The sequence below is a fragment of the Salinicola sp. LHM genome, from assembly GCF_034479735.1.
Lineage (GTDB): Bacteria > Pseudomonadota > Gammaproteobacteria > Pseudomonadales > Halomonadaceae > Salinicola > Salinicola salarius.
The window spans coordinates 2,741,041-2,765,172 of the sequence record NZ_CP140261.1 but is presented as its reverse complement, the minus strand read 5'-3'; the positions used below and the strand labels follow the sequence as shown (position 1 = coordinate 2,765,172).

Genomic DNA, 24,132 nt, shown 5'->3' with positions numbered 1-24,132 from the left:
GCCGAGGTTCAGGTCCGGGGGCCGAGGTTGTCCAGTAAACCGTGGCGCAGACCGAGATGGGTCAGCTCGACATCGGACTGCACCTGCAGCTTGTCGAAGATTCGGTAGCGGTAGGTATTCACGGTCTTCGGGCTAAGTGCGAGCTGCTCCGAAATGCGACTCACCTTGTAGCAATGGATGATCATCGTCGCGATCTGCAGTTCCCGGTGCGAGAGCTGATCGAACGGATTGTGACGGCCTTCGCTACGAGCCAGCACGACGCGCTGGGCAATGTCGGCGCTGATGAAGCGCTCGCCGTCCGCTATTCGGCGCACCGCGTCGATCATCAGATCCAGCTCGGTGCCCTTGCTGATGAATCCCGTCACGCCAGCGTTGATCAGGCGTTGCGCCGTTCCTTCGTCGACCTGTCCCGTCAGCGCGATGATTCGAATGCCGGGCTGCGTCTTGAGGAGCTTCAGGATGGTCTCCAGGCCCCCGATTCCCGGCATGCGAATGTCGATCATCGCAATATCCGGCGCCTGAATCCGGCAGCTCTCCAAGGCGCTTTCACCACTGTCGGCTTCGGCAATGACCTCGATGTCAGGCTCGCTGTCCAATACGCGAGCGATACTCGTGCGCACCAGATGGTGATCGTCGGCTACCAATACCTTGATCAAGATAACTCCTGGATTCCTGCTGTCCTTGAAACCTGCCTGTGGCAAATGTGCAGCAATCGGCGCGATGGAGCGCCCTGGGCCTTTATCGGGTCGATACGCGCCGATGTTGGCTTCTTTACGGAAAGCCGATGTTGGCTTTGTTACGAAAAAGAGTATGAGCAAATCGTGAAACCGGCACCGTTGGCGCTGTCGTCTCCCGTTCCCTCTGTTACGTAGTGTGACATGTTATTGGACCAAATACTCCCATCCGACCTCGAGATTTGCGCTCGGAAAATCGCTTCGATCGGTCTTCCCGACGCGGTTTTGACCATGCTTTTCCCATTGGGGGTTGACCTTGGCCTGTCAGGCTTTTATAGTGCGTCGCGTCCTTCGGGGCAGCAGCTATTCGGGGCCTTAGCTCAGCTGGGAGAGCGCAACACTGGCAGTGTTGAGGTCAGCGGTTCGATCCCGCTAGGCTCCACCAAGAATACCTATTGAATTAGCCGCTTCGCGCTTCATGTGCCTGGCGGCTTTTTCATGTCTGAATGCCTGTCCTTGTCATCATTCCCTCGAGCCGGATCATTCGATTGGGAGCTCCAGCCGTAGCGCTTGCGCTACGCCATGCAGCGGGCTGTCGCAATTCGGCTGCGGCAATGAATTAGCCTATTTATCTGCAGATACTTATCTCTTTGCCACATCGAGCGACTCACACAATGCAGAGATTCGCCACGATGAACCAGCGGTTGACCTTGAGGTAGCCAAACGCATTGCGAGGGGCCGTATGCAAGAGTTCGTATTCGACGTCGCGATCAGACCGGCAGCAGGTTCGTCCCGGCAACGCTGGGAGGCGTTGGTGCCGGCCTTGCCCGGCCTGACGGCAGAAGCCTCGACCGATATGGAGGCCTTCGAACGTCTCCAGGACGTGGTCATTCCTTTTCTGGCTCAGCGGCTCGCAAAGGGGGAGGGCGTTCCCCTGCAATCCCGAATCGGCCATTACATGAGCCGCTACGGGCTGGTCTTCTGGCAGTTTCTCTGTATCCGCCTGGGCCCCTTGAGGTCTGGCCAGCTGGCGATCGAACCCATCTTTCCCGATATCGACGAACTGTTGACACGCCTCGACGGAAATGGCGTCGACGAGTAGCCAGCTCCCGAAGCGTGAACCACACTTCATGGACGAGACAGGCGTTTTAATCATATGAACAGAGATACTGAGGCAGCAGCTTCATTTCTTTGGGAAGCAAAGGTGCAAAACCATGGTATCAGGCGTTCACTTTTCCAATCGTCTTTCTCCCAACGACCTGATGATTCGGAAGCTGGAGAGCATCTTCAGGCTTTCCGACGATGAGAGGCAGGTGCTACGAGACCTTCCGGTGCAAGTGGAGTCGCTCAATCCCGGGCAGGATATCATCCGCATCGGCGAGCACGCTTCCCGGAGCTGTCTGCTGCTGGAGGGGTTTACCTGCGTCTACAAGCTGACCTCGGACGGGAAGCGTCAGATCATGGCGGTGCATGTTCCTGGCGACATGCCGGATCTGCAGAGCCTGCATCTCAAGGTCATGGACATGAGTCTCGCGTCGATCAGTTCCAGCATGGTCGGATTCATCCAGCATGACGCCTTGAAGCGGGCCTGCGAACGTTCCCCCCGCCTCGCCGCTGCCTTCTGGCGCGAGACACTGGTCGATGCGTCGATATACCGGGACTGGATCCTCAATATCGGGCAGCGGGGCGCCTATCCGCGGGTGGCGCACCTTCTCTGCGAGCTATTGATGCGGCTGAAAGCCGTAGGGTTTGCCGAGAATGACTCTTTCCGCCTGCCAATTACGCAGGCCGAATTGGCAGATGCGATAGGTATCACCCCGGTCCACATGAATCGCGTCTTTCAGGCGCTGCGCGCGGATGGTCTGATCGAAGCCAAGCGTGGCAGGATAACCGTTCTGGATGAGGAGCGGCTGAAGGAGGAGGGAGACTTCGACCCGCTCTATCTTCACCAAATCAAGAGCGTCTCGAATTGAGCGGCGTTGGCCCGATTCCTTTTGGAAGACAGGCGATAACGCCGTTGACACCCTGCGTGACGACGCGGCACTATATTTCCCATGATCACGAACCGAATACGCAAGCATAACCAGGGGTGGTGGCGCCTTTGATCCAAGGGTGGCACGCCTACGTCTGTCTGACGTTTGAAAAGAATGCCGCCCCACGGGGCGGCATTTTTGTGTGTTCGTTTCGCTTCGTGAGGTCGGCATAGAGGCAGCGATCGACTTGGGTCGCACTCGGGTAAATCTCGAGCCAAGAGTCGATTTAATCGATATATCAGGAGTTTATTCCCATGTCAGTCCTCATGATCGACAATTACGATAGCTTCACCTTCAATATCGTTCAGTATCTGGGCGAGCTGGGGGCCGATGTCGTCACCGTGCGCAACGACGACGTGGACCTTGCCGAGCTGGAGCGCCACGAACCGACCCACCTGGTGGTCTCGCCCGGGCCGTGTACGCCCAACGAAGCGGGTATCTCGATGGAGGCGATTCGCCACTTCGCCGGCAGGATCCCGATACTCGGCGTCTGTCTCGGTCACCAGGCCATCGGCCAGGTCTATGGTGGCGACGTGATCCGCGCGCCTCAGGTGATGCACGGCAAGACATCTCGCATTCGTCACCGCGGTGAAGGGGTTTTCGAAGGGCTCGAAGACCCGCTCGAGGTCACCCGTTACCATTCGCTGGTGGTCGATGCCGCTACCCTGCCGGAGTGCCTCGAGATCACGGCCTGGGCCGATGACGACGACCCGACCCCAGGGCTGATCATGGGTTTGAAGCACAAGACGCTGGATATCGAAGGGGTCCAGTTTCACCCCGAATCGATTCTGTCTCGCCAAGGCCACGAGCTGCTGGCGAACTTCCTGAAACGGCGCGGCTAACGGAACAGGCGAGGAACCAACATGCAGATGCGGGATGCCATTGGCGCGGTCATGCGCCGTCAGGATCTCAGTTACGAGGACACCCACGCCGTCATGAAGGCGATCATGACGGGCGAAGCGACCGAGGCCCAGATCGGCGGTTTTCTGATCGGGCTGGCGATGAAGGGGGAAACCGCCGACGAGATCACGGCGGCAGCGCAGGTCATGCGCGAACTGATGCAGCCGGTATCGATCGACTGCGACAACATCGTCGACATCGTCGGCACTGGCGGCGATGGCGCCAACCTTTTCAACGTTTCCACGGCTTCGAGCTTCGTGGTCGCGGCCGCGGGCGGCCATGTCGCCAAGCACGGCAACCGGGGCGTTTCCTCCGCCGCCGGTAGCGCGGATCTGTTCGATGTGGCGGGGATCTATCTCGATCTCGACGCGGCGACCATCGCGCGCTGTATAGAACAGGTCGGGGTCGGTTTCATGTTCGCGCCGCGCCACCACCAGGCGATGCGCCACGCCATCGGCCCGCGACGGGAAATGGGCGTTCGTACGGTCTTCAACATCCTTGGTCCGCTGACCAATCCGGCGGGGGCGCCCAATCAGCTGCTGGGCGTCTACGCACCGCATCTCGTGCCGCTGGTGGCAGAGTCGCTGCGCAAGCTGGGCAGCCGGCACGTGCTGGTGGTTCACGCCGAGGATGGCCTGGACGAAATCTCTGTGGCGGCGCCGACGCGGGTTGCCGAGCTTCGCGACGGCGAGATTCGTGAATACACGATCACGCCCGAGGAGCTGGGCATCGAGCGTCAGTCCCTCGATCCGCTGAAGGTCGTGACCGCCGAAGACAGTCTCCAGCTGGTCAAGGAAGCGCTGGTCGGCAAGGGTGTGGCTGGCGATATCGTCGCGCTCAACGCCGGAGCGGCGCTGTTCGCTGCCGATGTGGCGGATTCGCTCAAGGAAGGCGTGCTGATGGCGCAGGACGCCCAGGCCTCCAAGCTGCCGCTGGAAAAGCTCAAGGAGCTTTCCGACTTTACCCGGGTCTTCGCCAACTGACCGCCCGCGACAAAACTGGCGTCTTCGCCGAACCAGCGTCTTCGCTGAATCAGAACCAGCTCAACAGGAATCTCCACGATGACCGATGCCGCCGATAGTGAACTGCCTACCATTCTGGCCAAGATCCTGGCACGCAAGCGCGAGGAGATCGCCGAACGCCGCGCGGTCGACAGCGAGCAGACCTGGCTGGAGCGGGCGAAGGCGCAGAGCGCGCCGCGAGGCTTCGTCTCGGCGCTCAATGCCTGTATCGATGGCGGCGACCCCGCGGTCATCGCCGAGATCAAGAAGGCGTCGCCCTCCAAGGGAATCATCCGGGAAGACTTCCGGCCCGCCGAGATTGCGGCCGACTACGCCGCGGCCGGCGCCAGCTGTCTCTCGGTACTGACGGACGCCGACTACTTCCAGGGGCACGAGGACTATCTGATCGCCGCCCGGAATGTCTGCGACCTGCCGGTGATTCGCAAGGATTTCATCATCGACGGCTATCAGGTGGCGGAAGCCAGAGGCATCGGCGCGGACTGCATTCTGCTGATCGTGGCAGCGCTGAGCGACGAGCAGCTCAAGGATCTCTACCAGCAGGCGACGGCACTGGGCATGGACGTGCTGGTCGAGGTGCACGATATCTTCGAGCTCGAACGGGCGCTGATGCTCGATTTGCCACTGGTGGGGATCAACAACCGCGACCTGCGCACGTTCGAAACCTCGCTGGACACCACTTTCGACCTGCTCAAGCGAATCCCCCAGGGCGTGACGGTCGTCACCGAGTCCGGCATTCATGGCCGGGACGACGTTGAGCGCATGCGCGAATTCGACGTCAATGCCTTTCTGGTCGGCGAAGCTTTCATGCGCGAGAAAGAACCCGGTAGCGCGCTTCGCCGGATGTTCTTTTAACCCGGACCGCGTCACGCGTCCACGCCGGGCTGACGAACGCTCAGCGCCAATGTAAGAACCCCGCTTACCGAGTCGAAGATCGGGAAGCGGGGTTCGTCATTGCGTGGCCTAACCAGAGCTCATAATCCAGAGCCCCAAATCCGGAACCTGGAATTCAGAACTCGGGCGAATCCGGGAATATCAGGCTGATCAGCGTATCGCCCGCCTTCGGGTTGAGCGGCTTGTCGGCCGTGGCGATACGGATCCGGCCGCTGGTCGAGAGCGTGAACAGCGTCAGCAGGCGATCGTGGTGAATGCGACGATAATCGTCGATATCGAAGTTGTCGCTAATGTTGGCCTGACGAACCACGGCGCCCTGGCCGATCAGGCTTGAAAGACGGGTGAAAGTGGTATGACCGTCGAACAGCAGCGGCAGGTGCGCCAGCGCCTGTTGATGGTGGCGCCGGGCATTGCGGGAGGACTCCACCGCCAGCCGGAAGACCTTGCCGTGGCCGAGGATATGCTCGAAGTGCAGCGCGGCCAGGTTGTTGAGCTCGCGGTAGGGCGAGAGCGGCAACAGGTGGCCGATGCCGGTCAGCCCCAAATGCTGGGCGGCGTGCTCCGACAGCGGGTTGCCGTAGTAGGTCGGGATGTTGGCCATCCGCGCTTCCTGGATGGCGTCCCAGTTGTGGTCGCATAGCCGCACCGCGAAACCGGCTTCCTGGAGCGCGCTGCCGAATGCCCGCGAGACGGGGTTGGCGCCGATGATCAGGAATCCCGATGCGGTTGGGGCGTTCACTTTCAGCAGCCTCGCCAGCGGGCGCGAGAACAGGCTCTGGACGACGACGGTGCTGATGATCACCAGAAACGTGACCGGCACCAGCAGCTCGGCGCCGGGAACCTCCAGCGCCTCGAGGCGAATCGCGAACAGCGAGGCCACGGCCGCCGCGACGATCCCGCGAGGAGAGAGCCAGGCCAGCAGCGCCTTTTCCCGCCAGTTGAGCGAGCTGCCCCAGGTGCACAGCCACACCGCCAGCGGCCGCGCGACCCACACCAGAATGACCAGGAACGCCCACGCTTCCCACGACAGCAGGCCCAACTGGGCCAGGCTCAGGCGCGCAGCCAGCAGGATGAACAGCCCCGAGATCAGCAGGATCGATAGCGTCTCCTTGAACTCCAGGATCGGCTGGGTCGGCACGCCGCGCATGTTTGCCATCCATACCCCCATGACGGTGACGGTCAGCAGGCCGGACTCGTGGAACAGCAGGTTCGACGCGGTGAATAGCGTCAGCATGATCATCAGGGTGCCGAAGCTGTGCAGCCGCTGGGGCAGCCAGTAGTGACGCAGCACGCTGCCCCATAGATAGCCGCCGGCCGTGCCCAGGCCGAAGCCGATCACCGCGGTCTGGGCGAAGCTCAGCAGGGTATGCGCTGCCGCACCGTTGGAGAGCCCCAGGGCGACGAACTCGTAGACCAGTACCGCGCCGATGGCGCCGATCGGATCGATCAGGATGCCTTCCCAGCGCAGGATCTGGCTGACGTGTTCCCGGGCGCGCAGGGTTTGCAGCAGCGGCAATACTACCGTCGGCCCGGTCACCACCAGTAGCGCCCCCAGCACGCTGGCCATCTCCCAGGAAAGGCCCAGTACCAGATGCGCGGCGGCAATGGCGATCAGCGCCGTGATCAGCGCGCCCCAGGTCACCAGCCGGCTGACCGTGCGGCCATGGCCGCGAAGCTCGCGGAAATCCAGCGTCAAGGCGCCCTCGAACAGGATCACCGCCACCGCCAGGGAAACCAGCGGGAACAGCAGGTCGCCCAGCACCGCGTCGGGATCGAGGATGCCGGTCACCGGGCCGGCGGCGATGCCGGCGATCAGTAGCGGAAGAATGGCGGGCACCCGGAGCTGCCAGGCAAGCCATTGGCAGATCAGTGCCAGCAGGCCGATGCCGGTGAGGGCAAGGGCAGCGTTTTCCATGGCAGTCTCTCCAGGAGGTGGCAAAAGGCGCGCAGACTAGCGGCGGCATTGCATTGATGCAATGCCGAATCGAAGGCAAAGGAGGCTTCAGGGTGTGGCGAGTTGTCGCTGGGTCCAGTTGACGATATCCGCGGAGCCCATGGCACCGGCCTGGCGCGCGATCTCTCGCCCGCCGCGGAACAGGATCAGCGTCGGGATGCTGCGAATACCGAATCGCGAGGCGATATCCGTCGCGGCTTCGGTATCCAGCTTGCCCAGGATGACGTTCGGCGACAACGCCCTGGCGGCTTGGGCGAACCCTGGCGCCATCGCCTTGCAGGGGCCGCACCAGTCGGCCCAGAAGTCGATCAGAATCGGCAGATCGCTACGCGACACGAAACGATCGAAGTTGGCCGAATCCAGCGTCAGCGGCTGGTCGCCGAACAGGGCGTTGTGGCAGCGCCCGCACTGGGGGCCGTCCCGCAGGCGCTCGTTGGCGACTCGGTTGACGGCATGACAGTGCGGACAAACGACATGCTTCGCGGCGGACATGGGGTTGGCTCCTGGTTGGCGAAGGGGGAGGGTCGGTCAATGGATGCAGATGGCGCCGGGGCTCGTCTTCGAACCCCCCGTTTCTTCTCGACGGCTCAGAGGGTGTTTACAAAAGGGCTGCACTCGACAATCCAGCGTTAAAATCGGCCTCGAATACTCATTTACCCCATGTAAACTCCGTGTTTTCGGCCAATTTTGCCTTGTCTTGCCTTCGTTCGCCTGTTTTGTAAACACCCTCTCATATGGCTCAATTAATAGACCGATCCGCGATCTTGATCCATTTCAATAGCGCCTGTAGCGGGTGCGGCAGTGTCTGGTTCGACAGTCGCTTGACCTGGCTGCGGCAGGAGTAGCCCGTGGCGAGCAGACGACCGGCATTGGCGTCATCTTCCACCGGGGCACGCCAGGAAAGATCGTAGATTTTTTCCGAGGTGTCGCGGTTGCGCGCTTCGTGCCCGTAGGTGCCGGACATGCCGCAGCAGCCGGTGGCGACCAGATCCAGCTGAAGCCCGAAGTGCGCGAACAACTGCTGCCAGCCCCTGGGGCTGCCCGGCGCGTTGGTCTTCTCGGTGCAGTGACTCAGCAGGCGGTAGCCGGGATCGGCACCGGTTGCCTCGTCGCGCCAGCCTCGCGGCAGAATCGACTGCCCCAGCGACAGTAGCCACTCCTGCAGCAACAGTACCTCGGGCACGGCCTGCGGGCCGAGCGTCTTGACGTACTCCTGACGGTAGGTGAGCGTCATCGCCGGATCGATGCCCACCAGCGGTACGCCGAAGCCGGAAAGCGCCCGGAGCCTGGCCGCCTGTCTTTCCGCCACTCGCTCGAAGCGACCGAGGAAGCCCTGCACATGCAGCGGCTTGCCGTTGGGGTGGAAGGGCGCCACGAAAACGCGAATATCGAGGCGTCCCAGCAGCTCGACCACATCCATGACCAGCCGCGATTCGAAGTGGCTGGTAAAGGCGTCCTGCACCAGCACCACGCTGCGGCTTTTCTGAGACTCGGTGAGTCGGCCCAGCGTCAGCGGCGTGGCTTCGGCGACGCCCCAGGCGGCGAGCGTCTTCCCGAGGCTGGCGCGGGAGAGTTTCGGGCTGTCGACGATGCCGAGGCCTTTCGCCAGGAAGCGGTCGACCAGGCGGTTGTCGAGCAGCGCGTTGTAGAGCGGCGTCACCGGACGAAGATGCGGCACGACGAACTCGAGCCCGCCGATCAGATAGTCGCGCAGCGGGCGCGCGTAGCGGCTGTGGTAACTCTCGAGGAAACGCGAGCGGAAATCCGGCACGTCGACCTTGATCGGACACTGGCCAGCGCAGGACTTGCACGCCAGACACCCGGCCATGGCGTCATGGACTTCATGCGAGAAGTCCGCCTCGCCGCGCCGCCGGGCGACCGACCGCCCGATCTTGCCGGGCTGGGCCAGGAGCCAGGCGCCGAGGCCGCCGCGGCGCTGGGCTCGACTTACCTCGGTTACATCGACACCGGCGTTGCCCTGGCGGCGCAGCCACTCGCGCATCAGGCTGGCGCGCCCCTTGGGCGAATGAATGCGCTCACGCGTCGCCTTCCAGGAAGGGCACATGGCATCGGCCGGGTCGTAGTTGTAGCAGGCGCCGTTACCGTTGCAGTAGACGGCACTGGCGTTCTCCTGCCAGACCCGCTCGTCGATCTGACGGTCCAGCTCGCCGCGGGTGGTAACGCTGTCGATCGCCAGCAGCCCCGGGTCGTGTCCGTCGACGATGCCGATCTCGTCTGACCTATCTCCCGACGCTGCGGAATGCGTGGTTGTACCTTCCGCGCTGCCCGCGGCTTCGGGCGGGATGGAAAGACCCGCGTCTTCGGGCGGGCTAGAGAGCGGTGTCGCGATCTTGCCCGGGTTGAACTGGTTGTGCGGGTCGAAGGCGGCCTTCACCCGTTGCAGCGCGGGGTAGAGCTCGCCGAAGAAGCGCGGCGTATATTCGGAGCGCACCCCCTTGCCGTGTTCGCCCCACAGCAGCCCGCCGTAGCGCTGGGTCAATGCTGCCACCTCATCGGAAATCTCGCGAATCAGGCGTGCCTGCGCCGGATCCTTCATGTCGATGGCGGGGCGGACGTGCAGCACGCCGGCGTCGACGTGGCCGAACATGCCGTATTCGAGATCGCGCGCGTCCAGCAGTTGGCGAAACTCGGCGATGTAGTCGGCCAGCCGCTCGGGGGGTACCGCGGTGTCCTCGACGAACGGAATCGGGCGTTTCTCGCCCTTGGCATCGACCTTGGCGTTGCCGAGCAGACCCACGGCGCGCTTGCGCATGGCATAGACCCGGGCAATCTGCGGGCGGCCCTCGGCCAGGGTGTAGCCGAGCCGTTCGACGCCGGCATCCGAGCCGAGATGCGCGACGAACGCCTGAACGCGCTCGGTCAGCCGCGCCGGATCGTCATCGTTGAACTCGACCAGGTTGATGCCGCGAATCGGTGTCCCGCGCTCGCCATTGTCACCAACGACGGCGGGGAAGAATTCCGCCACGCTGTCCCAGACGAAATCCTCCATCGCCAGTGTCAGCACACGGTCGTCGATGGTTTCGATCGACGTCGGACTGCCTTCTGCCACCAGCGCCTTGGCGTCGCGCAGCGCATCCATGAAACCGGCGTAGCGCACGTTGACCAGGGTCGAGTGCCTGGGCAGCGGCAATACGTTGAGCGTGGCCTCGTTGAGCAGTGCCAGCGAGCCCTCCGAGCCGCACAGCACGCTGTTGAGGTCGAAGCGGCCCTGGTCGTCGGTCAGGTGCGCCAGATCGTAGCCGGTCAGGCAGCGGTTGAGTGGCGGAAAGACCTCCGCGATGCGCGCCCGCTCGGTGGTCGCGATGTCGCTCACCGCGCGGTAGATCTCGCCGACCCGGTCGTCGCGCTGGCAGGCGGCCGCCAGCGCCGTTTCGTCCAGCGGCCGGCTCTCGAGCCGCTCGCCGCCGGGCAGCACGACATCGAGCTCGAGCACATGGTTGCGCGTCTTGCCGTATTCGCAGCTGCCCTGGCCGCTGGCATCGGTAGAGATCATGCCGCCGATCGTGGCGCGGTTGGAGGTGGAGAGCTCCGGGGCAAAGAACAGCCCGTGGGGCTTGAGCGCGGCGTTCAACTGATCCTTGACCACGCCGGCCTGAACCCGCACGCGGCGGTTCTCGACGTCGATCTCGAGGATCCGGTTCATGTAACGGGAGACGTCCACCACCAGCCCGTCGGTCAGCGACTGGCCGTTGGTGCCGGTGCCGCCGCCACGCGGGGCGAGCACGATGTCGCGGTGCGCCTCGCGTCCGAGCAGGCGGGCGATCAGTTCGAGATCGGCAGCGTCGCGCGGGTAGAGAACCGCCATCGGCAAGCGCTGATAAATGGAGTTGTCCGTCGCCAGCACGGTACGGTTGGCGGCATCGTCGGCGATGTCTCCCCGGAAACCCGCATCGGCCAGCTCCGCGAGGAACCGGCGATAGCGCTCGGGCAGGGTGAGATCGGCACTGGCCGGATCTAGGCGTGTAATCATCGTCATGCATCAAGCCATCACGTCGGGCCGGTCGGGCGGCCGTCGCCGGACGGATTCCATCCGGCAGGTTATCGGTTCTTGGCGCCGGGGCGCTCGAGGGCGGATAGTTTAGCGCGCCAAGCGCGGCAGCGACACGAATCCCCGGTGGCGCATGGTGCCGGGATGGGGTTTTCCCTACAATATCTCCCTCGCAAGAGTGACCATCGAGACGTTACCTGCTGTCCTGCGTCTTCGGTCAGTCTCCTGTCGTCACGGTTTTCGATTTCAAACTGTCTATTTCAAACAACGGAACCCAGTCATGCTCGATCCGAAGCTGTTGCGTAGCGATCCGCAGTTCGTCGCCCAACGCCTGGCCCTGCGGGGCTTCACTCTCGACACCGAACAGCTCGAGTCGCTCGAGTCCCGGCGTCGCGAGCTGCAGACGCGGACCGAGCAGTTGCAGAACGAGCGTAACGTGCGTTCCAAGTCGATCGGCAAGGCCAAGGCCGCCGGCGAAGACATCCAGCCGCTGCTCGCCGAAGTGGGTCAGCTCGGCGATGATCTCGACCGCGCCAAGCGCGAGCTGGGCGAAGTGCAGCAGGCCTGGGACGATCTAGTGGCCGGGCTGCCCAACCTGCCTCATGAAGACGTTCCCGAGGGAGCCGACGAGAGCGACAACGTCGAGCTGCATCGCTGGGGAACGCCACGCGAATTCGACTTCGAGGTTCGCGACCATGTCGATCTGGGTGCCCGGTTCGGCTATCTCGATTTCGAGATGGCAACCAAGCTGACCGGCTCGCGTTTCGCCGTGATGCGCGGGCCGATCGCTCGTCTGCACCGGGCGCTGGCCCAGTTCATGCTCGACAAGCAGACTCGGGATCATGGCTACGAAGAGTGCTACGTGCCTTACATGGTCAACGCCGAGACGCTGACGGGCACCGGCCAGTTGCCCAAGTTTGGCGAGGATCTGTTCCGACTGAGCGACAGCGACTACTACCTGATCCCGACGGCCGAAGTTCCGCTGACCAATTTCGTGCGTGACGAGATTCTCGATCACGCGTCGTTGCCGTTGAAGTTGACCGCCCACACCCCGTGCTTTCGCAGCGAGGCCGGCGCCTACGGTCGCGACACCCGGGGCATGATTCGCCAGCACCAATTCGACAAGGTCGAGATGGTTCAGGTGGTCGACCCGGCGACCAGCTACGACGTGCTCGAAGAGATGCGCGGTCATGCCGAGGCGATTCTGCAGGCGCTGGAGCTGCCGTATCGCGTGGTGACGCTGTGTACCGGCGACATGGGCGCCAGTGCCACCAAGACCTACGATCTGGAAGTGTGGCTGCCGAGCCAGGCGACCTACCGGGAAATCTCCTCCGTTTCCAACTGCGAGGATTTCCAGGCGCGGCGAATGCAGGCGCGCTTCCGCAGCCCGGATCAGAAGAAGCCGCAGCTGGTGCACACCCTGAATGGCTCGGGCCTGGCGGTGGGGCGCTGCCTGCTGGCGGTGCTGGAAAACTACCAGAACGCCGATGGCAGCATCGATGTGCCGGCGGCGCTGGCGCCGTACATGGGCGGGATCACTCGCTTCAACGCCGACTGATTCTGTCGCCGGCGATCCTTCATAGCCAAATGGCATGAGGGATCGTTTGGTTATAACTCTACAAAAAAGCGTTACTTCATCGTGCGCATGGGAAACCGTACACTTCATCCATCGAGGATGGCGTTGCCGGCTATGCTTCAATTCTATGCTTTAGTCCTATGCTTCAGCCGCGCGTTCTTCGACCGGATACGCTTCAGCCCGACGCGCCACGTTCTTCTTCCCGACCAGCGGCCCGACTCGTGACAGACTCGCTCACTCTTCAATACGACCCCGCCTGTCTCGATGTGCATCTCATCGGTGGCGGCAGCGAAGCGCTGACACTGGCGCAGCGTATCGCCGGGCTGGTGCCGGCGGTGATCGTGCACGCCAATTCGGCGATGCCGGCCCTGGCGCGCCTGTGCCAGGCGCAAGGATGGAAGGTGGACGACGCGGAACCGGTGCCCGCGGCCGGTCAGCTATGGCTGGTCGCCAGTGGTGACGGCGAGCGCGATCGTCGAATGGCGACGCTGGCGCGGCAGGCAGGCGTGGCCGTTTTCGTGCCTTCTCATCCAGCGCTATGCAGCGTCCGGCTGCCGCCGAGAGTGACCGTTCAGGACGCGGCGGCACCCGCCGGCATGCACTGGCAGCGGGGGCATGTCTCGTTGGTCGGCGCCGGGCCGGGCGATCCGGAACTGCTGACGCTGAAGGCGCTCAAGCAACTGCAGCGCGCGGACGTGGTGATTCACGACCGGCTGGTCAGTCAGGAGATTCTGGCGCTGGCCAGGCCGGAGGCGAAGCGCTTCTATGTCGGCAAGGCGCGCTCCCGGCACAGCGTGCCGCAGGAGGGGATCAATCAGGCGCTGGTCGATTGGGCGAAAGCGGGCAACCGAGTGGTTCGCTTGAAGGGTGGAGACCCATTCATCTTCGGTCGCGGCGGCGAAGAGCTGGAGACGCTGGTCGAAGCCGGAGTCGATTTCGACGTGGTGCCGGGGATCACCGCCGCGTCCGGCTGCGCGGCCTACGCCGGGATACCGTTGACCCATCGCGATCACGCCCAGTCGGTGCGCTTCGTCACTGGTCATCTCAAGAACGGCAGTTGTGACCTCGACTGGCCGGCACTGGCCCGCAGCGGCCAGACTCTGGTCTTCTACATGGGCCTGGGGGCGCTGGATCTGATTCGCGAGCGGCTGGTGGCGCACGGGCTCGATGCCGCCACGCCGATGGCGCTGGTCGAGCAGGGCACGACGGCCAACCAGCGTGTGCATCTGGGCACGCTCGGGCATCTGCCCCCGAGCCTCGATCAATATCAGCCAAGACCGCCGACATTGATCGTCGTCGGCAGCGTGGTCGCGCTGGCGTCTCGCCTCGACTGGTTCCAGCCGAGCGACAGCGGCAGCCTCGGCTGGGTCGAAGGCAAGCATCCCATGCCGTTATCGAAGGCCGATAGCGCCTGAAGAGTGCTGGCCCCGCCATTTACTCCGAACCCGTTACCCGGCATGGTATTTTTCTCCGATTCACGATGAGAGGGTGAGGGTGCCTGTGCGCGTACTATTTGCAGCCGAGGAGGATGCCTGGGCCGGCATTCTCGCCAAGTTCCGGCAGGCTCTGCCCGATGTCGAGTTCGTGGCGGCCGGCGGATACGAGTTGAAGACCCTGGCGGGTTTCGATGCGCTGATTCCGACCATGAGTCGCGTGGATGCGCCGCTGTTGGCGACGGCCGACCGCCTCAAGCTGATACAGCAGATCGGCGCCGGCCTGGAGGGCGTCGACCGGCAGGCGGCCGAGGCGCGGGGCATCGAGGTCGCCAATGTGCCGACGGATATCTCGGGCAACGCCGATTCCGTGGCGGAGCTGGGCATCTGGATGATGCTGGGGCTGGCCCGACAGGCGAAGCGAATTCCCGAGTTTCTGGCCGACCGCCAACTGGGCGGACCGATCGGGATGGGGCTCAAGGGCAAGACAGTGGGCATCGTGGGGCTGGGGGGCCTGGGCCAGGCGCTGGCCAGGCGGCTGCACGCTTTCGACATGACCCTGCTGGGGATCAAGCGCCACGCCGATCCCGCGGTCGCCGAACGGCACGGGCTTGCCTGGTTGGGCACGCTGGAAGAGCTGCCGACGCTGCTGGCGCGGGCGGATTTCGTCGTCTTGACGCTGCCGGATACTCCGCAAACCCATCATCTGATCGATGCGACCTCCCTGGCGACCTTCAAGCCGGGCAGCTTTCTGATCAACCTGGGGCGCGGCGGGCTGGTCGAGCGGGATGCGCTGTTGCAGGCGCTGCGTTCGGGCCGGCTGGGTGGTGCCGGGCTCGATGTGTTCTGGGAAGAGCCGCCCGACCCCGCGGATCCGATATTCGCCCAGAACGTGATCGCGACGCCGCATGTCGGCGGCATGACCGATGTCTCGACCCAGGGTATCTTCGAAATCGCCTGCGATCGGCTGCGCGCCCTCGCGCGCGAGTGTGGCTGACCCGGGTCTTCTTGCTCTTCAGACCGAGAGCGATATTGGCGGTTTTTGCCGGCGGATCAAGCGGATAGAAGACAAGCCGTCGTTGACGCCATCTCTCGGCCCTTCGACAATAAGCCTTCGCGACGGGGAGGAGCGCATGAACGTTGAGCAGTTGGATATCCGAAGCCATATGGCGCAGTTCGCGCCGTTCGACAATCTCCCCGATGCGTTGCTCGATCGCATTGCCGGCGAGGTCGAGATTCGCTACTTCCAGGCTGGCAGCGAGCTGCTGGTCAAGGACCAGCCGATCGACTCCCTGTGGTACATCCGTAGCGGCGCGGTCGAGATGTATCAGCGCAGTGGCCGGCTGTTCAATCGCCTGAGCGAGGGCGATATCTTCGGCTACTCGGATCTGATGCGCAGCAACCGCCGGGTGCGCTACCCGGTCAGCGCGATCGAGGACACGCTGATCTATTTCATCCCCGGCGATGTCTTCGAGACGATCTGCGAAGAGGACGACGACTTCGCCGAGTTCGTGGAGACCGGTGGCCAGCGTCTCAAGGTGACGGTGGAACAGCAGCGCGACGACAGCGGCCTGATGACGACCCGGGTGCGCAAGTTGATCAGCCGGCAGCCGCAGATGGTCGAAGCCTCCACGTCCCTGCAGCAGGCGGCCCGGCAGATGCGCGATGCCAACGTCACCTGCGTGTTGGTGGTGGACGTCACCGAGACGCAGTCCGCTTATACGTTCACCGGGCGTGACGGCCGATACTGGCAGCTCAACGGTATTCTCACCGATCGCGACTTCTGCACCCGCGTGCTGGCGGAGGGCAAGTCGTCCGACACGGCAGTGGGCGAGGTGATGTCGCGAAAGTTGATCGTGACCCAGTCCGACGAGTCGGTCTACGAAGCGATGCTGAGCATGCTGCGCAACCAGGTTCACCATCTGCCGGTGCTGCATCGTCGCCAGCCGGTCGGCGTGCTGCATCTTTCCGATATCGTGCGTCACGAGACCCACAGCAGTCTGTTTCTGGTCAACAACATCTTCGTTCAGAATACGCCGGAACAGCTTGCGAGGCTGTCGCCCGAGGTTCGCACGGGATTTGTGCGCATGGTCGCCGACGGCGCCAATTCGGAGATGGTCTGCCGGGCGCTCGCAACAATTGGCCGGGCTTTCACGCAGCGCCTGATCGAGCTGGCGGAAGCCGAGCTGGGCCCGGCACCGATACCCTACTGCTTCATGGTGCTGGGGTCGATGGCGCGGGAGGAGCCGACCATCAATGCCGACCAGGACAACGCGCTGGTTCTCCATGACGACTACGATCCCGAGCGGCACGGAGAGTATTTCGAGGCGCTGGCCAGGTTCGTCTGCGATGGCCTCGACGCCTGCGGCTATCCGTACTGCAAGGGCGACGTGATGGCGACCAATCCGCGCTGGCGAAAGCCGCTGGCGGTCTGGAAGCAGTATTTTACCGAGTGGATGGACGAGCCCAACGGCGAACGGCTGCTGCACAGCTCCATCTTCTTCGACCTGGCCCCGGTGCATGGCGAGGCGCCCATGGTCGAGTCGCTGCAGGATCTGATCGCCGAACTGGCCCCTCAGCGCCCGGTGTTTCTCGCGGCGTTGGCGCGCAATGCCAAGAACCGGACACCGCCGCTGGGCTTCTTCCGCAAGTTCGTCATGGAGCAGGATGGCGAGCACCGCAAGTCGATCAATCTCAAGCGCCGTGGCACCGCGCCATTGACGGATCTGGTGCGCGTCCATGCGCTGGCCTGCGGCTCGAAAGCCCAGAACAGCTTCGCCCGTCTCGACGATATCGCCCAGACGAAGCTGTTGGCGGACGGCGTCACCGAGCGTCTACGCTATGCCTTCGAATTCATGTCGATGGTGCGCATTCGCCATCAGGCCGATGCAATCGAGCGGGGCGCCGAGCCCGACAACAGCATCGATCCGGAAAATATCGACAGCCGTGAGCGTCATCATCTCAAGGATGCCTTCGAAGCGATCAGCAACGCCCAGAAATTTCTCTCCTTCCGCTACACCATGCCGTCCAGGCAGGGGGCGTCGAAGGGTGCTGCCCAGTCGGGCGGCAAGGCCTCGTCCCGGAGTCTTCGCTGATGCCGCGCCTGGGTTCGAACGGAAGCACTCGGCCGAACTGGCCCGACTACATGGCGGCCCGCGCGCAACAGACCCGTGTGCCGCGGCTGGCCAGCTTCTTCGCGCAGGGTACGCTGGACCCCGACATGCCGATCGGCGAGGCGCCGCTGGTGGCCATGGACTTCGAGACCACCGGTCTCGATGGCAGTCGCCATGACATCGTCAGCGTCGGCGTGATGCCGTTCACCCTGTCGCGAATCCGTCCCGCGGATGGCAAGTACTGGGTATTGTCGCCGCGGCGCCAGTTGAGCGATGAATCGGTGGCCTTTCATCACATCACCCACGCGGAAGTGGCGGATGCCCCCGATTTTGCCTCGATCATCGACGAGCTGCTGGCCCTGCTCGCCGGCCGGCTGGTCGTGGTGCACTATCGCCAGCTGGAGCGGACTTTCCTCGATGCCGCGATTCGGGAACGGCTGGGCGATGGCCTGCTGATGCCGATGATCGACACCATGTCGCTGGAAGCACGGATTCATCGCCAGTCCTGGTGGGCCAGGCTGCGGCGCTGGGCGGGGCGGCCCATGGCCTCGATTCGTCTTCACGAGAGTCGCCAGCGCTACCATCTTCCCGCCTATACCGGGCACCACGCTCTGGTGGACTCGCTGGCCACGGCGGAACTGCTGCAGGCCCAGATTCTCTATCACTACGATTGGGACACGCCGGTCAGCGCGCTATGGCGGTAGGCCGGCACGAGCCGGGAAGGGATAACGAGACTTCAACGCAAAACGGGCGGCTCCATGAGCCGCCCGCTTTTTTCGATTCACCGTCTACGATGCCATCAATAGCGGGGTTCGGAACGCAGCCCCTGAATGATCGCATAGCATGCGGCCAGCAGAACGATGGTGAACGGCAGGCCGGTAGCAATGACCGCGGCCTGTAGTGCCGTCAATCCGCCGCCCAGCAGTAGCGCGATGGCAATGGCACCTTCGATCAGCGCCCAGAACACGCGCTGCGGCTTCGGTGCGTCGACCTTGCCGCCGGCAGTGATCGAGTCGATGACCAGCGAGCCGGAGTCGGAGGAGGTAATGAAGAACACCATGACCAGAATGATGCCGACGAACGAGGTGATCGTCGTCAGCGGCAGCTGGCCCAGCATGGTGAACAGCTGCAGCTCCAGCGCGGCATTCTTGACGCCTTCGAAGCCCTGGTTGGCAAGCTGGTCGATCGCGGTGTCACCGAAAGCCGTCATCCACAGAACGGAAACGACGGTGGGCACCAGCAGCACGGCGATCAGGAACTCGCGCACCGTACGACCCCGGCTGACGCGGGCAATGAACATGCCGACGAACGGTGACCAGGAGATCCACCAGGCCCAGTAGAAGGCGGTCCAGCCATGGACGAAGTTGGTATCGTCACGGCCGAACGGGTTGGAGAGCGCCGGCAGGTTCGTGATGTAGGACACCATGTTCTCGAAGAAGCCGGTAGCGATCAGCAGCGTCGGGCCGACGATGATCACGAACAGCAGCAGCAGGAAGGCCAGGCCCATGTTGATCTGCGATAGGCGCTGGACGCCCTTGTCGACACCCAGCATGACCGACGTCAGCGCAACCAGCGTGATACCGATGATCAGCAGCACCATGGTCACGTCGGTATTGGGGATGCCGAACAGGTAGTTGAGGCCGGCGGAGGCCTGGGAAGCACCGAGACCCAGAGACGTCGCCAAGCCGAACAGCGTGGCGAACACCGCCAGGATGTCGATGACGTGACCCGGCCAGCCCCAGATCCGCTCACCCAGAATCGGGTAGAAGATCGAGCGCATGGTCAGCGGCAGGCCCTTGTTGAAGGAAAATAGAGCCAGCGACAGCGCGACGACCGCGTAGATGCCCCACGGATGCAGGCCCCAGTGGAAGATGGTGGCAGCCATGGCCAGGGATTGCGCGGCGGCCTGATCGCCTTCTGCGCCCCCCAGCGGTGCCCAGGAATCACCGGAAATGGACGTGCCGAAGTGCGTGATCGGTTCGGAGACGCCGTAGAACATCAGCCCGATACCCATGCCCGCTGCGAACAGCATGGCAAACCAGCCGGCATAGCTGAAATCCGGTTTGGCATGCAGGCCACCGATTCTCACCTTACCCAGCGGTGTGAAGATCAGTACGACGGAAACCAGCACGAAAATATTGGCGGCGAACAGGAACAGCCAGCTCAGGTTGTCGGTCAGAAAGCCTTTCGCCCCGTTGAACAGCGGGCCCATCTGATCCGGCAGCGCCAACGTGATGATGACGAAAAACAGAATCAGCAGCGACGAGATCGAGAAGACCTTGCCGTGCAGATCGACGTTGAAACCAAACTTGTTGGTCTGGATATTGTCCTGCCCAATCACATAATCGGTATCGATGAGATTGGCGGGACCCTCGGGTGCCGGTATGCCTTCTTGCGGCGCATCCGGCTGATTGTCGGTGTCTTGAGCCACTAGCCGTCTCCATTCTTTGATGAGTCTATTCAAGGTCGCACTCGCGTGGCGAATGGCGACGATCCCTTGCGCTCCCTTGCGTCGTTCGGGCGTCATGCCAGAGAGCGCTCGGCCGGTGGGCAGAACTCTCAGTCTGACGTATCCGCGGGAACACGCAAGTTGCCAATTATCCTGAATCAAGTCGGTCGTTCCAACCGTCTCGAAGTAATCTTAGCGCTTCCTGCCGCAGATACGGTGAAAGACGTCGCCAATGGCAGCGTTCGGCACGGGAGGGAAGGCCGGATGCAGTATGGGAAGCCGATAAGCGCAGGCGCTTTTCAGGCAAGGTCTAGACCAAGGTCAGAGTGAAGGCCGCCGCTCTTCTCCCTTATAGTCATGGCCATATTGAAACGAATGTTTGAAGCCCGCCGGGAGAGTTCCAATGGCCGATTATCGTGCACCGCTCGAAGACATGCGCTTCGTTCGCGACGAAGTGTTCCATGCCGAGCAGGAATGGCAGGCGATGCCGTCCACCGCCGAACTCAACGCCGAACTCGCCGATGCCATCCTCGAAGAGGCCGGGCGCCTCGTCGAGGCCGAGCTGTTTCCGCTCAACCAGCGCGGCGACGCCGAAGGGTGCCTTTTCGAAGGCGGCAAGGTAAGGACGCCGGCCGGGTTCAGAGAGGCCTTTCTCGAACTGGCACGAGGCGGCTGGTGCGGACTGGGAGGCAATCCCGACCATGGCGGGCAGGGTCTGCCGAAGCTGCTGACCCAGGCTTTCGACGAAATGCTCTATGCCAGCAACGCGAGCTTCGCGCTCTATCTGGCGCTCAACAACGGCGCCGGACTGCTGCTCGATGCCTACGCCGACGAGGCCACCAAGGCGCTCTATCTGCCGCGGCTCTATGCCGGAGAGTGGCTGGGCACCATGTGTCTGACCGAGCCGCACTGCGGCACCGACCTGGGGCTCATCAAGACTCGCGCCGTGCCCGATGGCAGCGGCGGCTATGCCATCACCGGCAGCAAGATCTGGATCACCGGCGGCGAGCATGACCTGACCGAGAATATCGTGCACCTGGTACTGGCCAAGTTGCCGGATGCGCCGGCAGGTGCCAAGGGTATCTCGCTGTTCCTGGTGCCCAAGCGTCGCGTACACGAAGATGGCTCGCTCGGCGAGCCCAACGGTGTGGTTTGCGGTGGGCTCGAGCACAAGATGGGGATCAAGGGCAGCGCCACCTGTGTCATGCATTTCGAAGAGGCCAGAGGCATCCTGATCGGCGAGCCGCACCAAGGGCTGGCGACCATGTTCACCATGATGAACTACGAGCGGCTCTCGATCGGACTCCAGGGGCTGGGGTTGGGCGACGTCGCCTATCAGGGCGCGATGGCGTTCGCCCGCGAGCGGCGCCAGAGTCGGGCGCCCGGCGGCGCTGCCGAGCCGGACCAGACTGCCGATCCGATTCTCGTCCACCCCGACGTGCGACGCATGGCGCTCGACGCCCGCGCCTGGAATGAAGGAGGCCGACTGTTCGCGGCGTTCGTGGCAAGCGAGCTCGACCGGGCCAAGTACCATCCCGATGCTGAGGTGCGTGACGCGTCGGCGGACCTGGTTGCGTTATTGACCCCGGTAGCCAAGGCGTTCCTCACCGATCGCGGCTTCGCGGCCACGGTGGAGGCGCAGCAGCTCTATGGCGGCAATGGCTACTGCGTCGAATGGGGCGCGGAACAGTACGTGCGCGATGCCCGTATCGCGATGATCTACGAAGGCACCAACGGCATCCAGGCGATGGATCTGGTCGGGCGCAAGTTGACGCGCAATCGGGGAGCATACGTGAAGCGCCTCGTCGAGCGGGTGCGGGAAGACCTCGGCGGCGGCGATGATATCGAGCCGGCGCTGCGGCCGTTCCGGGAGGCGGCGATGCGTGAACTGGAAAGGCTCGAGCGGGTCAGTGCCACGTTGATCGAGGCCGCCGGGAAGGAACCGGCTGCCGCGGGGGCGGCGGCCCACGATTACCTGCATCTGCTGGGCCACGCTCTCTATGCCTGGATGTGGTTCAAGGCCGCCCGCGCGGCAAATCGCGGTCTGTCCGGAAACGGCCCGGCCGGGAAAGACTTCTACCAGGCGAAGCTGGTCGTGGGGCGGCACTTCCTGGAGCGCCAGCTGCCGCGGAGCGAGTCTCTGGAGCGTCAGATCGCTGCCGGCCCGGAAGGGTTGATGGCACTGGATCGGCACCTGTTCTAATTCTGCCTCTGCCGATTGTCTCGGCCCCGTCGGGCCCCAGTCCCATCGACTCCTGGGCCATGCGGCGCGCATCGGGCGTCGCCTCTTCGTTTCTTATCGCCTCTTCGTTTCTTATCGCCGTGTCGGTTCGAGAACGTTTCGAGCCGACCTCGGCGGCCTGCCGGGTTGTTCATGCACTCTCATGAAGCGCCAGCCATGATGGCGCTGTCTTTTTGTTCAAAAATGGTGCGGCGACCGCGCGGCATCGGCGGTTCATGCACCATTAACGACAATCCTGTGGTGCCCAGGGAATTTTGTTTGCACCAAATTCTTGCCCATTGATGGAATTTACCGCGCTTTTCTCTCTTTTTTGTATACAAGAATGGCGAGGAAGACGATCAAGGCACGGAAAATGCATAGGGTTCTCGGATCGATAGCCGCGCCTGGTGCGCGAATATCCATGATCGCCAGGCCGATCACCAAGGGTCATGACCACGACCAGGAGAATCCGATGACAACAACCTCCCTTCGCAAGTTGATTGCCACTTCCGGGCTGACGCTGGGCCTTGCCGGCTTCGGTAACGTCGCCCTTGCCCAGGCGCAGGACGAAGGCCCGATCCGTGTCGGCATTCTGCATTCGCTTTCAGGCACCATGGCCATCAGCGAGTCGACGCTCAAGGACGAAATGCTGATGCTGATCGACAAGCAGAACGACGCCGGCGGTCTGCTCGGTCGCCAGCTAGAGCCGGTGGTGATGGACCCGGCATCGGACTGGTCGCTCTACGCCGAACAGGCTCGCGACATGCTGACCGGCGACGATCGCGTCGACGTCATCTTCGGCAACTGGACCTCGGCCTCTCGCAAGGCGGTGCTGCCGGTGGTCGAGGAGCTCAACGGGCTGCTGTTCTACCCGGTGCAGTACGAAGGCGAGGAGTCCTCGGAGAATATCTTCTACACCGGCGCCGCGCCCAATCAGCAGGCGATCCCGGCCGTCGACTACCTGATGAGCCAGGGCGTCGAGCGTTGGGCGCTGCTGGGCACCGATTACGTCTACCCGCGCACCACCAACAAGATTCTCGAAGCCTATCTCAAGGCCAACGGCGTCGCCGGCGACGACATCATGATCAACTACACGCCGTTCGGTTTCAGCGACTGGCAGTCGATCGTCTCGCAGGTCAAAGATTTCGGCAGCCAGGGCAAGAAGACCGCCGTCGTCTCGACCATCAACGGCGATGCCAACGTGCCGTTCTACAACGAACTCGCCAACCAGGGCATTTCGGCGGGCGACATTCCCGTTGTCGCGTTCTCGGTGGGCGAGCAGGAGCTGACCGGTATCGATACCGCACCGCTGGTCGGGCACATGGCGGCGTGGAACTACTTCATGAGCGTCGACAGCGACGCCAACTATGACTTCATCGACGACTGGGTCGCCTACACCGGCAATGACGAAGCGGTGACCAACGATCCGATGGAGGCGCATTACATCGGCTTCAACATGTGGGCCCAGGCAGTCAAGAAGGCCGGGACCACTGATGTCGACGCGGTCAAGGATTCGATCATCGGCGTGACCGTGCCCAATCTCTCGGGCGGCGCTTCCACCATGATGCCCAACCACCACATCACCAAGCCGGTGATGATCGGCGAGATCCAGGACGATGGGCAGTTCAGCGTGGTCTGGCAGACGCCGACGACGGTTGCCGGCGATGCCTGGTCGGACTACCTGCCGGACTCCAAGAACCTGATCAGCGACTGGAGAGCACCGCTGCGCTGCGGCAAGCTCGACGTCGAGTCGATGACCTGCGAAGACGGCCCGGGCGCCGAATGAAGCCAGGCCGCCGGCGCTCGAACGGGCGCCGGCGGCATCGAGCAGAACCTGGGGCGGACACCGCACCGAAA

General features: G+C 63.2%; 17 protein-coding genes and 1 tRNA gene. 13 read left to right on the top strand and 5 right to left on the bottom strand.

The features are described 5' to 3' along the window. Positions 1 to 8: 8 nt before the first annotated feature. On the bottom strand, positions 9 to 818 hold the full coding sequence (locus tag R5R73_RS12640) for a response regulator (protein ID WP_322527710.1): 810 nt from the start codon (positions 816 to 818) through the stop codon (positions 9 to 11). Between the two features lie 225 nt (positions 819 to 1,043). Here R5R73_RS12640 and R5R73_RS12635 point away from each other — a divergent pair. From R5R73_RS12635 to trpC, 6 genes are all read left to right on the top strand, one after another. After that, positions 1,044 to 1,119, top strand: a tRNA-Ala gene (locus R5R73_RS12635). Positions 1,120 to 1,416: 297 nt separating this feature from the next. Then, positions 1,417 to 1,776, top strand: coding sequence for a hypothetical protein (locus R5R73_RS12630; RefSeq protein WP_322527709.1), 360 nt, complete (start codon positions 1,417 to 1,419; stop codon positions 1,774 to 1,776). A 112-nt stretch (positions 1,777 to 1,888) separates the two neighbouring features. Then, on the top strand, positions 1,889 to 2,647 hold the full coding sequence (locus R5R73_RS12625; protein WP_322527708.1) for a Crp/Fnr family transcriptional regulator: 759 nt from the start codon (positions 1,889 to 1,891) through the stop codon (positions 2,645 to 2,647). Positions 2,648 to 2,961: 314 nt separating this feature from the next. Further along, entirely contained in the window at positions 2,962 to 3,549 is a 588-nt protein-coding gene (locus tag R5R73_RS12620) for an anthranilate synthase component II (RefSeq protein WP_071231306.1), read from the top strand. A 21-nt stretch (positions 3,550 to 3,570) separates the two neighbouring features. Next, positions 3,571 to 4,590, top strand: coding sequence for an anthranilate phosphoribosyltransferase (gene trpD, locus R5R73_RS12615; protein WP_071231305.1), 1,020 nt, complete (start codon positions 3,571 to 3,573; stop codon positions 4,588 to 4,590). A 78-nt stretch (positions 4,591 to 4,668) separates the two neighbouring features. Then, a complete protein-coding gene (gene trpC / locus R5R73_RS12610; RefSeq protein ID WP_071231304.1) occupies positions 4,669 to 5,481 on the top strand; it encodes an indole-3-glycerol phosphate synthase TrpC in 813 nt (270 codons plus the stop codon). Positions 5,482 to 5,635: 154 nt separating this feature from the next. Here trpC and R5R73_RS12605 read toward each other — a convergent pair whose 3' ends face one another. The 3 genes from R5R73_RS12605 to R5R73_RS12595 form a co-directional block, all read right to left on the bottom strand. Next, positions 5,636 to 7,435 carry a cation:proton antiporter gene (locus R5R73_RS12605; protein ID WP_071231303.1) on the bottom strand — a complete coding sequence of 600 codons (1,800 nt, stop codon included), beginning with the start codon at positions 7,433 to 7,435 and terminating at the stop codon, positions 5,636 to 5,638. An 87-nt stretch (positions 7,436 to 7,522) separates the two neighbouring features. Then, a complete protein-coding gene (gene trxC / locus R5R73_RS12600; RefSeq protein WP_322527707.1) occupies positions 7,523 to 7,966 on the bottom strand; it encodes a thioredoxin TrxC in 444 nt (147 codons plus the stop codon). Between the two features lie 247 nt (positions 7,967 to 8,213). Continuing rightward, positions 8,214 to 11,465: an FAD-binding and (Fe-S)-binding domain-containing protein gene (locus tag R5R73_RS12595; protein WP_322529596.1), complete on the bottom strand. Its 3,252-nt coding sequence runs from the start codon at positions 11,463 to 11,465 to the stop codon at positions 8,214 to 8,216. Between the two features lie 298 nt (positions 11,466 to 11,763). On the opposite strand from R5R73_RS12595, the gene serS reads away from it, so the two are divergent. The 5 genes from serS to R5R73_RS12570 all read left to right on the top strand — a co-directional run bounded on the left by serS (position 11,764) and on the right by R5R73_RS12570 (position 18,309). Further along, positions 11,764 to 13,041 carry a serine--tRNA ligase gene (gene serS, locus R5R73_RS12590; protein ID WP_322527706.1) on the top strand — a complete coding sequence of 426 codons (1,278 nt, stop codon included), beginning with the start codon at positions 11,764 to 11,766 and terminating at the stop codon, positions 13,039 to 13,041. A 614-nt stretch (positions 13,042 to 13,655) separates the two neighbouring features. Beyond that, complete coding sequence (gene cobA / locus R5R73_RS12585; RefSeq protein WP_071231333.1) at positions 13,656 to 14,474, top strand: uroporphyrinogen-III C-methyltransferase; 819 nt, start codon at positions 13,656 to 13,658, stop codon at positions 14,472 to 14,474. An 85-nt stretch (positions 14,475 to 14,559) separates the two neighbouring features. Next, the gene (locus R5R73_RS12580) at positions 14,560 to 15,489 is read left to right on the top strand and encodes a 2-hydroxyacid dehydrogenase (RefSeq protein WP_276232450.1); all 930 of its coding nucleotides are present in this window, start codon (positions 14,560 to 14,562) and stop codon (positions 15,487 to 15,489) included. A gap of 136 nt (positions 15,490 to 15,625) precedes the next feature. Beyond that, positions 15,626 to 17,587: a DUF294 nucleotidyltransferase-like domain-containing protein gene (locus R5R73_RS12575; RefSeq protein ID WP_322527704.1), complete on the top strand. Its 1,962-nt coding sequence runs from the start codon at positions 15,626 to 15,628 to the stop codon at positions 17,585 to 17,587. After that, positions 17,587 to 18,309 (top strand): 3'-5' exonuclease, encoded by a 723-nt coding sequence (locus R5R73_RS12570; RefSeq protein WP_322527703.1) that lies wholly within the window; start codon positions 17,587 to 17,589, stop codon positions 18,307 to 18,309. Before R5R73_RS12575 ends, R5R73_RS12570 begins: the two co-directional genes overlap by 1 nt. Positions 18,310 to 18,404: 95 nt before the next feature. Here the strand turns inward: R5R73_RS12570 and R5R73_RS12565 are convergent, their stop codons facing one another. Further along, positions 18,405 to 20,036: a BCCT family transporter gene (locus R5R73_RS12565; protein ID WP_071231297.1), complete on the bottom strand. Its 1,632-nt coding sequence runs from the start codon at positions 20,034 to 20,036 to the stop codon at positions 18,405 to 18,407. A gap of 421 nt (positions 20,037 to 20,457) precedes the next feature. On the opposite strand from R5R73_RS12565, the gene R5R73_RS12560 reads away from it, so the two are divergent. Beyond that, entirely contained in the window at positions 20,458 to 22,257 is a 1,800-nt protein-coding gene (locus R5R73_RS12560; RefSeq protein WP_322527702.1) for an acyl-CoA dehydrogenase C-terminal domain-containing protein, read from the top strand. Positions 22,258 to 22,747: 490 nt separating this feature from the next. Next, on the top strand, positions 22,748 to 24,061 hold the full coding sequence (urtA, locus tag R5R73_RS12555) for an urea ABC transporter substrate-binding protein (protein WP_110635894.1): 1,314 nt from the start codon (positions 22,748 to 22,750) through the stop codon (positions 24,059 to 24,061). Positions 24,062 to 24,132: the final 71 nt, after the last annotated feature.